An 11,401-nucleotide genomic window follows, 5' to 3' on the forward strand; every position below is an offset into this window, starting at 1 on the left:
GTTTGCCAATTGGTTTTGCCGGCCAGCTTCAAAGCGCTATGGCGCAGGCGCCCATCAAGAGTGAAGCCAAAGGTCTGGCGGTTTTGCCTGGCATCAAGCGTTTCCAGCACATCCCCCAGCGGGCCGTAACGCCACGTCGAGATAGCGCCCTCGCCTGATTCGAGCAGTGTCTGTCGATCGACTATCGGCTCCGGCCAATCCGGTGCAACGGTTTCCCGTGTGAAGTGCTGAACGTGCCTTGTGCATTGGCCGGTGATCGCAAACGCCTCAAACATCACCGTCCCGCCGGGGCCATCCTGGCGAATCAACTGCCCGCATTGGTTGCTATCGCGGTTAACCGGATCGGCACCACCATATTCCATACGTTCTGCACATTGGGGTGGTTGCGTGGCGACATGCTCAAACACCGCCACGGGACGAAGCAGGTCGTCGTAGTGAACCTCGCGCCGGGTACCGCGACTGTCCCAGACTTGCAGCACTTCATTGGCCAGGCCAAAAAGAGTGGTCTGTGAGCCAGCATCCACGCTGAACGTACAGAGAGGACTACCGGACAGCGTATGCACGGTCGTGAGATTGGCAGGGGCCGAGGGATCATCCTTTTGTAACGCCCACAGCCGCGGGTCCCACTGTTTTACCGCGTGCCCGGCGGCATCGTAGAGAGTGCGGTTGATGCGCGCCTGAGCCAGGGCACCTTCGATCTGGCGCCAATAATCAACCGAACGAACCGGCAGCCCTCGCGGGTCCACGACGAACAATCGGGGTGTTTTGTAGTGCATTCCCGTCGTCGATGCCTGCATGCCGGTTCGTCCCTGTTTGCTTGCGGTTATCTAACCCCTCGTGGCCGGGGCTGGCTACTGTCAGAAATTACAGTGCCGACCAACGGTGATAACGGCCGATCCGTGAATGTCCATTCCCGCAGCCCTTCGGTAGGATGGTGGTCATGAGTTCAAGGAGCGTTCAAACATGTTCATCGGCGTCTTGCTGGTTATCACTTGGCTGATTTTATTGTTGCGATACCCGGCCAAGGCGTTGCCCGTCTCTGTGGCAGCCGCCATCGGCCTGGGCCTGGTGGCCACGTGGGTGATCTGGATGGACAACCGCGAGGTCAAGCAACTGGCGCGCCTGGAGTTGCGCATCACCTACGCGCCGGAACACTGCCCGGCAGACCGCCCGTTGCAGCTGACCATGAACAACGGCAACGACGTGCCGCTGACCGAGTTGCGCTGGCGCGTCGCCGCGTATGCGCCGGGCGATACGGTCAATCTGGCCGACAATCAATACGCTGCCCCGCGCTATCGCGGCCCCGGTGAATTGCAGGCCGGCGCCAATTGGGAAGACTGCTTGCCCCTGCCGCCGCTGCGTCCTGGATATCGCCCGCAAACCCTGGAGTTTCGCGCCGAGCGTTTACAGGGTAGTTTCTCCGACTGATCCCCTACTTCTTTTTGCACAAGGACCGCGCCATGCCCGTTGCGTTGATTACCGGTTGCTCCAGCGGCATTGGCCGCGCCCTCGCCGACGTGTTCAAAGGTGCCGGATACGAAGTCTGGGCCAGCGCCCGCAAGGCTGAAGACGTGGCTGCTCTGGCCGCCGCCGGTTTCACCGCCGTGCAACTGGACGTCAACGACGGCGTGGCCCTTGAACAGCTGAGCGAGCGCATCAATCAGCAACATGGCGGCCTCGATGTGCTGATCAACAACGCCGGTTATGGCGCCATGGGGCCGCTGCTCGACGGCGGTGTACCGGCGATGCAGCGGCAGTTCGAAACCAATGTGTTTGCGATTGTCGGTGTGACCCGCGCACTGTTTCCGGTGCTGCGTCGGGCCAAAGGGATCGTGGTGAACATCGGCAGCGTTTCCGGGGTATTGGTCACGCCGTTTGCCGGCGCGTACTGCGCCTCGAAAGCAGCGGTGCATGCGTTGAGCGATGCGTTGCGCATGGAGTTGGCGCCCTTTAGTGTGCGCGTGATGGAAGTGCAGCCGGGCGCGATCGAATCCAGCTTCGCCAAGAACGCCGGGCATGAGGCGGAGCAGTTGATCACCGAGCAATCACCGTGGTTTCCGCTGCGTGAAGGTATTCGCGCTCGGGCCAAGGCCTCTCAGGACAAACCGACGCCGGCGAAGGAGTTTGCGATGGGTTTGCTCAAGGCTGTGCAACAGAGCAAACCACCGCGACTGATTCGCCTGGGCAACGGCAGCCGGGCGTTGCCGTTGTTGGCGGGGTTGCTGCCTAAAGGGTTGTTGGAGGCGGGATTGATGAAGCGGTTTGGGTTGAAGGGGCAACTCTAAGACCGCGTTATCGTTCTTCGCGGGCGGCGATCCGACTTGCCCGCGAAGACGTCAGACCAGACGCTGCAGAATTTCAGGAATCAAACATGACCGACTACACCGAATACTTAGACGAAGTGATCCAGGCCCACGTCGCCATCGAACATTGGCTGGCCGAGGAACAAGACCAGTCCGCACTTGAACACTTGCTGACGCGTTTTTCGCCGCAGTTTTCCATGGTCTCGCCGCTAGGCCGGGTGCTGGATTTCGAGGCATTGAGCGAGTTGTTCTTGCTGGCAGGCGGGAAGAAGCTGGGGTTCAGGATTGAGCTCAGCGATTTACGGGGTATCGCGCTGTACGACGGTGGCGCGGTGGTGAGTTATCGCGAGCAGCAGACCGATGCGACGGGGCTGCACTCGGATCGTCGGTCGACCGTGGTGTTTGAGAAACAGGCCGGTGGCAAAGTGGTTTGGCGGCATTTGCACGAAACGTTTTGTCGCGAATGATCCAAGAATCAACCAACCTGTAACTTCTGACAGTAGACCGATATCGGCAAACAGTTCAACTTAGTAACCCATGGAAGGGGCCAGTCAGTTCCTCCCGCGTTGCCCGACCGGTAATTTGACCGGCTGTCGCGGTGGAGAGTCCTCAGTAGCGTTCATCGCATGACTGCCGGTGAGCGATCGGGCGCACTCGAGGATGCCTTCATGAACATGGAACAAAACAAACCCGGTGATCCAGACTCTTCATTTGACACTGACGGTGTGTTCAGCCTGAGCAAGTTTCCCCCTGAGTTCCACGCCGACCGCCTCATCAAAGGACTTGCACTTCAGCGGGACGCAAAGATCGTTTTCGCCGCAGGACTCTTTCGCGATGAGGCATTTGTTTACGCACTGGCACGCTTGAACAGTAACGGGACACTCGATGATGATTTTGCCGGTCAAGGTGTCACCTACGGCAACTTTCTAAAGGACAAGCCTGCGACCGGCGGAAAAGTCGTTATTCAGCCAGATGGGAAAATTCTGTTGCTGGGCGCGACGCTGTCAGGAACGGACGGTTGGCTTCATCTGGCGATGGCTCGTTATCTTGAAACCGGTGTAATCGACGAAAGCTTTGGCGAAAAAGGGCATCTAATAATTGAAAACATTGGTGATAAAAAATTTCGCGAAGACTCCGATACCCTTAGGGTCCTAGACGACGGTTGCCTACTGATCAGCGCCAACTTTGAATCGCCGGATAACCCAGACTTCCTACGCAGTGCAGTATTCCGTTTCACACCTGATGGTGTTCCCGATACACGTTTCAACGGTACGGGGCGCCTGGATTTTCAGGCGAGCACTTCCAGTCCATATACGCGCATCAATACTTGTCTGGCGCAGGGCAATAAAATTTTGCTGGCAGGCCATGCCCTGATTGACGGGTTGGATAAAGCCTACATCGCGCGGCTCGAGGCCAATGGCAGTCTGGATAAAACGTTCAACTGCGCCTCTCAAACACCCGGTCTACTCATTTTGCGCATCGACGAGCGGAACACGGCTTTCGACGATCTGGCACGCAGATCAGACGGCACCCTGATCGGCATTGGCCGCGTGGGAGATGCCTTTGAAAAAACCAAGCAGGGATTATTGCTGGCAATCACCCCCAATGGTGATCCGCACCTGATGTTCAACAACGGGAATCCCCTGCTGACGAAACTCAATAACGAAGACGGCACCCACTGGAACTGCGGTTACTCACAACCGGACGGCTGCATCGTCACTGTATCCGGCAGTTACCCGCTCCACATTGCCCGGTTCCTGCCCAATGGGGTGATTGATATCGGATTCGGTAGTTCTGGATTCATCACACTGGACACTCACACAGCCTCTGAACCGATTCAGTTATGCCGACACACTGATAATCGAGTCCTCTTTTCAAATAACAACGTCGGTTTGGGAGAAAGAGGGATCGGTTTGATTCGAAGGTATCTCGGCTAGTGCGCTTATCGATGGAGGTTACAGCGTAGCCTCCATCGATTTCACCACCACCGTACAGGTAATCCCCGCCGCCAACAGCACCCCCTCCGGCACTTCGTCAATGTGAATCCGCACCGGCACTCGTTGCGCCAGGCGCACCCAGTTGAACGTCGGGTTCACGTCCGCAATCAGCTCACGACTCTCCGGGTTATCCCGGTCGTAGATGCCGCGAGAAATACTCTCCACATGCCCCTTCAGCACTTCGCCGCTCATCAACTGCATGTCGGCTTTATCCCCCACGCGCACGTGCGGCAGTTTGGTTTCCTCGAAGAAGCCGTAGACCCAGAACGAGTTCATATCGACCACGGCCATTTTCGCTTCGCCGATGCGCGCGTAGTCGCCGCGATGCACATTCAGGTTGGTGACATAACCGTCCACCGCAGCGCGGACCTCGGTGCGTTTGAGGTTCAGTTCAGCCGCTTCCAGTTGTGCCTGGGCATGCTGGTAATCAGCCAGGGCCGAGTCGGCGATGTTGTTCGCGTCGTCGCGGTTTTCCCTGGAGATCACCAGCGCGTCTATGTCGGCGCGGCGATGGGCGTTGACCTTGCGCATCTCCCACGTCGACTTGCGTGAGGCCACCAGTGCCTGCGCCTGTTTGACCGCGATGCGGTAGTGCTCGGGGTCGATGCGCATCAGCAAATCGCCCTTCTTCACCTGTTGGTTGTCACGTACCGGCACCTCGACCACTTCCCCGGTAACGTCAGCGGCGACGTTGATGATGTCGGCGCGCACCCGACCGTCGCGGGTCCACGGCGTGTCCATGTAATGCACCCAGAGGGTCCGGCCGATCCATATCGCGAGGGCCAGCACCAGCAGGGTGGCGAGCAGGCTGAAAAGCTTTTTCATCAGGGCCTTCTTCAGAGATAGAGAGTCAGTGATAGAGAGTCAACGGTAGACAGTCAGCGCCAGGGCGCCGAACAGACAGGTAAACAGACTCAGGCGCAGCAGCGCCGGGTGCCAGAAAAAGCGGTACAGGTCGAACCCGGACAGAAACCGGTCCAGCACCCAGGCCAGCGCCGCGGCGATGAAAAACATCAGCGTCATGGTCGGCATGTACACGCCGTGGAAGGCGATTTCACGCGGCATGTTCAAGTCCTTGAGGCGAGGTGTTCGCATACGTGGCGAGCGGTGACTGCGGGTCGAGCAGAGAAGTACGAATGAAGTGCAAATAACTCTTCACCCGACGCAACGCGGAGGTGTCGAAGTGCGGCGCGAACGGTTCATCGGTGGCCTGCACACGACTGATTGCATGGTCGACCGCGATCAATCCGCGCTCCAGATTGCTCTGGCTCGGTTGCAGGAACAGCCGCACCAGCGAACGGCCCATCACGCGGATCGCCTGGCGCCATGGCTGGGATTCGGCGTAGGCCGGATGCACCGGCAGAATCGCCTGCTCCTTACGCAACTCGATGATCGCGTGGCCGACTTCCAGTACCACGAACATCCAGCACAGCAAGTCCCGCTGCACCTGCGGCTGACCCGCTGCGAGACCATAGGCCTGATGCAGCAAATCCCGGGTACGGCTTTCGAAACTCGAAGCCAGGCCCTTGAGTTTGCCGCTGATCGCGCACACCACTTGCCCACGCAAATCCTGCTCGAGCCGGCGCCACAACCAGCGGCTGTTCGGCGGCAGAATGATCGCCCCCGCCGCCGCGCACACCAGCATGCCAAGCACCATGGCGATGTAGTCGTTGATGAACGCGTAAGGGTTGTAGACGGTGAGGTTGTCCGGCACCGAACCGGTGCTGAAGAAGATCAGCAAGCCGAGGCCGACACCGGCGTATTGCGGCCGCGAAGTGAGGAACGAACCGAGCACGATTACCGGTGCGAGCATCACGCACAGCAATGGAAAACCGTCGATCCACGGGAAGATGAAAAACATCTCGACGAAGCCGACCAGTGCCCCGAGGAAGGTCCCGCAAGCCATCTGAAACGCCATGCGTTTAGGGTTTGGCGTCGCGGCGGAAAGGCCGACGGTGGCAGCGGCGATCAAGGTCATCGTCGCCCCGCTCGGCCATGCCGTGGCCACCCAGTAACTGCCCAGCACCACCAGAATGAACGCTGCACGAATCCCCGACGCGGCCGAGGCCATCCAGTTGGTTTGCGGGGTGAACGGCTCGTCCCATTGCTCCCGTGCATGGCTGTGATCGGCCAGCGAGGCGTGGGTCTGTGCATAACTGTGCAGCTCGTCGACGAAGCGATAGAGCAGTTCGTAAGCGGTGTGGAAATCGAGCTGCTCGGCATCGCTCGGATCGCTCTCCTGAAAGGTCGCCCGCAAGCTGCGAACCCGTGCGGGCAGGTTTTCCTTATAGGTGGACAACGCGCTGGTCAGGCGGGCGGCGTCGGGGCTGGTCAAGGCGCGACCGCTGAAGCCGTCGAGCAATTCCGCCAGGTCCTGCAACCCCGGTTTGATCGCCGCCACCACGTGGTCAGCGCCGCTGCTGCGCAAGCGTTCGAGCAATTGGTGCAACGCGTTGAACCGTGTGGTGATGCCCATGAATTCGCTGTTCAAGCGACTCAGTCGTCCGTTGCGTCGACGCATGTGCGGGTCTTCGAACACGGTGACGCTGCGCAGCCCTTCCAGCCCGACGGCCTCGGCGATAAAGCGCACGTTACTGGCTTCGAACGCCTCCCGTTTGCTGCGACCGCGCAGGCCATCGGTGACGAACAACGCAAACACACCGAAGCGCTGATACAAGGCGTTGCGCATCGCCGCGCTGGCGGTTTGCGGCAGGATCGCGGCACTGACCACGGTGGCGCAGAGAATCCCCAGGGATATCTCCAACACCCGCCAGACCGCCGCCATGAACGCGCCGTCCGGATGGGCCAATGCGGGCAGACCGACCATCGCGGCGGTGTACCCGGCGAGCACGAAGCCGTAGGCGCGAAAGTTGCGATACCGCGCGGCGCCGGCCGAACAGATGCCGACCCAAATCGCCAGCGAACCGAGGAACAGTTCGGTGTTCTGGGCGAACAAGGCAATCAACGTCACCATCACCGCCGACCCGGCCAAAGTGCCCAGAAAGCGATAAAAACTCTTGGCGAACACCTGACCGCTTTGCGGTTGCATGACGATGAACACGGTGATCATCGCCGTGCGCGGTTGCGGCAACTCCAGGCGCATCGCCAGCCACAGGGTCAGGAACGCGGCGAACAGCACTTTGAAAATGTAGACCCAGGTCACGCCGTCGCTGCGTGCCCAGTCGAAGAAACCCCGGCGCCATTCGAGGGAATACAGCCAGCGCAGCGGTGCGGGCAAAGGAGTCATGGAATTCTGCTCACTGAAATTAAGTCCAGACTTAGAACCTGTGGGAGCGGGCTTGCTCGCGAAGGCGGTGTGTCAGTCAGCATTGATGTCGCCTGACACTCCGCCTTCGCGAGCAAGCCCGCTCCCACAGGTACGGTGTTCAATTCGAGAGGCTCTTAAGCAGGGCCGGGGTTTTCGGAACGGCGGTCTGGCTGTCTGTTGGCACATCGTCCCCCGCACCAAGCCCACCACCCAACGCCGTCACCAGCTCGGCATGAGCACTAAGGCGCGCCGCCTGAACCTGCTGCTGGACTTGCTGCTGCTTGAACAACAAGGTCTGGGCATTGAGCACGTTCAGGTAATCGGTAAGCCCGCGCTGATACGCAATCATCGCGATGTCGTAGGTCTTCTGCGAAGTGGCCACCGACTCGGCGGCGAAGGTTTGCTGCTTGTCCATGGACTCGCGACGGATCAACTGGTCGGAGATGTTCTTCAGCGCGTTGACCAGCGTCTGGTTGTACCTGGCTACGGCGATGTCATACCCGGCCGAAGCTTCGCCCAGTTCCGAACGCAAGCGCCCGCCGTCGAAGATCGGCAGCGAGATCGCCGGGCCGACGCTGTAATTGAGTTTCTTGCCGGTCAAAAACTCCAGCGCCCCACCGCCAGTGGCCATGTAGCCGAGGCTGCCGACCAGATCGACATTTGGGTAGAAACCGGCGTGGGCCACATCGATGCCCCGCGCCTGGGCCGCGACTTGCCAGCGACTGGCGACCACGTCCGGGCGTTGACCGAGTAATTGCGCGGGCAGCGCCGACGGCAGTTTCAGCGGCGCGGCCAACGACAGCGTGGGTCGTTGCAATTGCGCGCCCTCGCCCGGACCTTTCCCCGCGAGGGCAGTAAGCTGGTTACGGCTCAGGGCGATTTCTTCGTCCAGCGCGTCGATCTGGCGATGGGTTTCCGGCAGCGGCGTTTCAGCCTGGCTGACTTCGAAATGGGTGCCGATGCCGCCATTCAGACGCTTTTGCGCGAGGTCGAGAATCTGCTGCTGTTGGTTCAGGGTCGCCTCGACAATGTCCCGCTGCGCGTAATGCAACGACAGTTCGACGTAGGCGCGCACGATGTTGTTCTGCAATTCGAGCTGGGCCAGACGCGCTTCGGCGGCGCTCATGTGTGCCATGTCCACGGCGCGCTCGGTGGCGTTACTTTCGCGGCCCCAGAGGTCGAGGGCATAGCTGAAACCTAGCGCGGCGTTGTTGTCCCAGGTTGTCGTATTGGCCAGCTCGCCCGGCCCGTAGAACTGATCGGTGGGCCAGTTGTGGCGCTTGAGCGTGGATTTGCCATTGATCTGCAACGACTCGGCGGACTCGGCGATGCCGGCCATGGACTTGGCCTGTCGCACTCGCGCGGCGGCCATGGCCATGGTCGGGCTGCCTTGCACGGCAAGGTCGATCCAGCGGTTCAGTTGCGGGTCGCCATAGGCCTGCCACCATTGGGCGGTGGGCCAGTGAGCGTCCTGCGCGGCACTCTGAATAGCTTCGTCGGTGGCCAGTGAGTTGGCCTCCAGTGCCTTGCCCTGCGGGGCAATTCTTCCGGTGCCGATGCAGCCGCTGATTGCGAGGGATAAAGCCAAAACACTGAGCGTCTGAAGCGCTCTGCTGATGCGACGCGGCACTGCTGAAATTCCTGAAAGAAGGGGCGTGCGAGGTCCTGTAGGAGCGAGCGGGCGGCGTTCCGACTTGCCCGCGAAGGCGGCGTATCAGTCGACATCATTGGTGACTGTCAGACCGTCTTCGCGGGCAAGTCGGAACGCCGCCCGCTCGCGCCTACAAAGGATCGGCGCAATTCTAGGGGGCGCCCCGAATGGCGATAAGCTGGGAATCCTGTGAATCTTTGTTACCGTTAGCGCGATAATCCCTTGGTCCATCTTTAGTCGCCTGTAAAAAAACAGAAACTTCGTGTCACAATTTGCCATTCGCCAAGAGAGCACCCCATGGACACTTTGCAAAACATGCGCGCCTTCAGTTACGTGGCCGAGGCCGGCAGCTTCACCGCCGCCGCCGTGCAACTGGACACCACCACGGCCAACGTCTCGCGCGCGGTCTCCAACCTGGAAGCCCACCTGCAAACCCGCCTGCTCAATCGCACCACCCGCCGCATCGCCCTGACCGAGGCCGGCAAGCGCTATCTGTTGCGCTGCGAGCAGATCCTGGCCTACGTCGAAGAAGCCGAAGCCGAGGCCAGCGACGCCCACGCGCGCCCGGCCGGGCAGCTCAAAGTGCACACCATGACCGGCATCGGTCAGCACTTCGTGATCGACGCCATCGCCCGCTATCGCAAAACCCACCCCGACGTCACCTTCGACCTGACCATGGCCAACCGCGTGCCGGACCTGCTCAACGAGGGCTACGACGTGTCCATCGTGTTGGCCAGCGAACTGCCGGACTCGGGCTTTGTCTCCCAGCGTTTGGGCATCACCTACAGCATCGTCTGCGCCTCGCCGGCTTATGTGAAAGCCAACGGCTGCGCGCACAAGCCCAGCGACTTGCTCAACCACGCGTGCCTGCGCCTGGTGAGCCCGGTGATCCCGCTGGAGAAATGGACCTTCGACGGTCCCGAAGGCCAGGAAATGGTCACCATCAACAGCTCGCCGTTTTTGGTGAACTCGGCTGATGCAATGAAGACAGCAATCATCAGCGGCATGGGCGTCGGCGTGTTGCCGGTGTACGCGGCGATTGAAGGACTGCGCAACGGCACGCTGGTGCGGGTGATGCCGAACTACCGGTCGCAGGAATTGAATCTGTATGCGATCTACCCATCGCGCCAGTATCTGGATGCGAAGATCAAGACGTGGGTCGAGTATTTGCGTGGGTCATTGCCGGAGATATTGGCGGCGCATCAGGCGGAATTGGTGGCCTATGAATTGAGTGGGAGTTTGGGTGGGGTTAGGGTGGCGAACTGATTTCACGGTCCTACAGACGCGGTGATTTTGGGGGATGTTTCCGACAGGCTCTGTCGGTTGTTGGGTCGGACGGGAAATGGGTAGGCTTTGTGGGTCGCTGGCATTTCAGCGATCGGGTCTGGAAAACCCGAAGAAGGATCACAGCACATGACATAATGCGGCGCTTTTTCAGCACCGCGATCTAAGTTATGGCGGCTGTGCGTGGGAGACCTTCGGGTCTGCCGGGTTTGATCCTTTCTCGGTTTTTCCAGTCCGCGTACAGCTGCCACCCTTTCGTCTGGAAAACGAAAAGTGGCAGCTCCTCGACTCTAAGGATCTTTGCCAATGATTAAAGAAACTCCGAATCCCCCGGAAACCGACGACGTTTCCCCCTACGAATCCCTCGATTCCAAAAAACTCAACGACGCAGCCGAGCGCGCGCTGGATCACTACCTCAACCCAGCAGCCCTCAAATCCCCCGCCACCCGCAAACCCAGCACGATGTTTGTGATTGCACCGGATATCAAAGACGAAGACCTGTTGGCCCATACCTGCGAGTCGCTGGCCCAGGCCAGTGTGATGGCGAGTGATTTCGCGGATTACCTGGAAGGCCCGCACCGGCACAAGGCGATGGCCATTCAACAGATCGTCATGCTGGCCGAACTGGCAGCAAACCGGATGCTGGACAACGTTGCCATACCAAAACCTTCGCCACACAGCTGATTACCTGTAGGAGCGAGCGGTGCGGCGATCCGACTTGCCCGCGAAGGCGGTGTGTCATTCAACATTAATGTCGTCTGACACCCCGCCATCACGCCCTGAGCCTTTCCGTCAACGCGGTTTTGCTGTGTCCAGCTCGCTGGTCAACGGTGAGCCGTGCCGGAGCAAGGCCTGTAAATAAACCTTTTCGTCGTACACGGTACTGGTCTTCCAGCAC

At 59.9% G+C, this 11,401-nt stretch carries 10 protein-coding genes and 1 pseudogene; 6 read left to right on the forward strand and 5 right to left on the reverse strand.

Features of this window, described 5'->3' with window-relative positions:
- A pseudogene (locus EYC95_RS29515) lies at positions 1–797 on the reverse strand (toxin); the annotation flags it as partial.
- A 166-nt stretch (positions 798–963) separates the two neighbouring features.
- Between EYC95_RS29515 and EYC95_RS29520 the strand changes: the two are divergent.
- The 4 genes from EYC95_RS29520 to EYC95_RS29535 all read left to right on the forward strand — a co-directional run bounded on the left by EYC95_RS29520 (position 964) and on the right by EYC95_RS29535 (position 4,240).
- The gene (locus EYC95_RS29520) at positions 964–1,428 is read left to right on the forward strand and encodes a multidrug transporter (protein ID WP_131063464.1); all 465 of its coding nucleotides are present in this window, start codon (positions 964–966) and stop codon (positions 1,426–1,428) included.
- A gap of 32 nt (positions 1,429–1,460) precedes the next feature.
- Complete coding sequence (locus tag EYC95_RS29525; protein WP_131063465.1) at positions 1,461–2,285, forward strand: SDR family oxidoreductase; 825 nt, start codon at positions 1,461–1,463, stop codon at positions 2,283–2,285.
- Between the two features lie 86 nt (positions 2,286–2,371).
- On the forward strand, positions 2,372–2,770 hold the full coding sequence (locus tag EYC95_RS29530) for a DUF4440 domain-containing protein (RefSeq protein ID WP_131063466.1): 399 nt from the start codon (positions 2,372–2,374) through the stop codon (positions 2,768–2,770).
- A 201-nt stretch (positions 2,771–2,971) separates the two neighbouring features.
- A complete protein-coding gene (locus EYC95_RS29535; protein WP_165557532.1) occupies positions 2,972–4,240 on the forward strand; it encodes a hypothetical protein in 1,269 nt (422 codons plus the stop codon).
- Between the two features lie 18 nt (positions 4,241–4,258).
- On the opposite strand, the gene EYC95_RS29540 is transcribed toward EYC95_RS29535, so the two are convergent.
- From EYC95_RS29540 to EYC95_RS29560, 4 genes are all read right to left on the reverse strand, one after another.
- A complete protein-coding gene (locus EYC95_RS29540; protein ID WP_131063468.1) occupies positions 4,259–5,125 on the reverse strand; it encodes an HlyD family secretion protein in 867 nt (288 codons plus the stop codon).
- A gap of 39 nt (positions 5,126–5,164) precedes the next feature.
- Positions 5,165–5,365, reverse strand: a complete 201-nt coding sequence (locus EYC95_RS29545) for a DUF1656 domain-containing protein (protein WP_131063469.1) — start codon at positions 5,363–5,365, stop codon at positions 5,165–5,167.
- Positions 5,355–7,547, reverse strand: coding sequence for an FUSC family protein (locus EYC95_RS29550; protein WP_131063470.1), 2,193 nt, complete (start codon positions 7,545–7,547; stop codon positions 5,355–5,357). The genes EYC95_RS29545 and EYC95_RS29550 overlap by 11 nt, the downstream gene beginning before the upstream one ends.
- A 139-nt stretch (positions 7,548–7,686) precedes the next feature.
- Positions 7,687–9,198 carry an efflux transporter outer membrane subunit gene (locus tag EYC95_RS29560; protein ID WP_131063471.1) on the reverse strand — a complete coding sequence of 504 codons (1,512 nt, stop codon included), beginning with the start codon at positions 9,196–9,198 and terminating at the stop codon, positions 7,687–7,689.
- 318 nt (positions 9,199–9,516) lie between these two features.
- Between EYC95_RS29560 and EYC95_RS29565 the strand changes: the two genes are divergently transcribed.
- Positions 9,517–10,485 (forward strand): LysR family transcriptional regulator, encoded by a 969-nt coding sequence (locus tag EYC95_RS29565; protein WP_131063472.1) that lies wholly within the window; start codon positions 9,517–9,519, stop codon positions 10,483–10,485.
- Between the two features lie 324 nt (positions 10,486–10,809).
- Complete coding sequence (locus EYC95_RS29570) at positions 10,810–11,187, forward strand: DUF6124 family protein (RefSeq protein WP_131063473.1); 378 nt, start codon at positions 10,810–10,812, stop codon at positions 11,185–11,187.
- Positions 11,188–11,401 lie beyond the last annotated feature (214 nt).

It is taken from the genome of Pseudomonas sp. BGI-2, from assembly GCF_004310295.1.
Taxonomy (GTDB): Bacteria; Pseudomonadota; Gammaproteobacteria; order Pseudomonadales; family Pseudomonadaceae; genus Aquipseudomonas.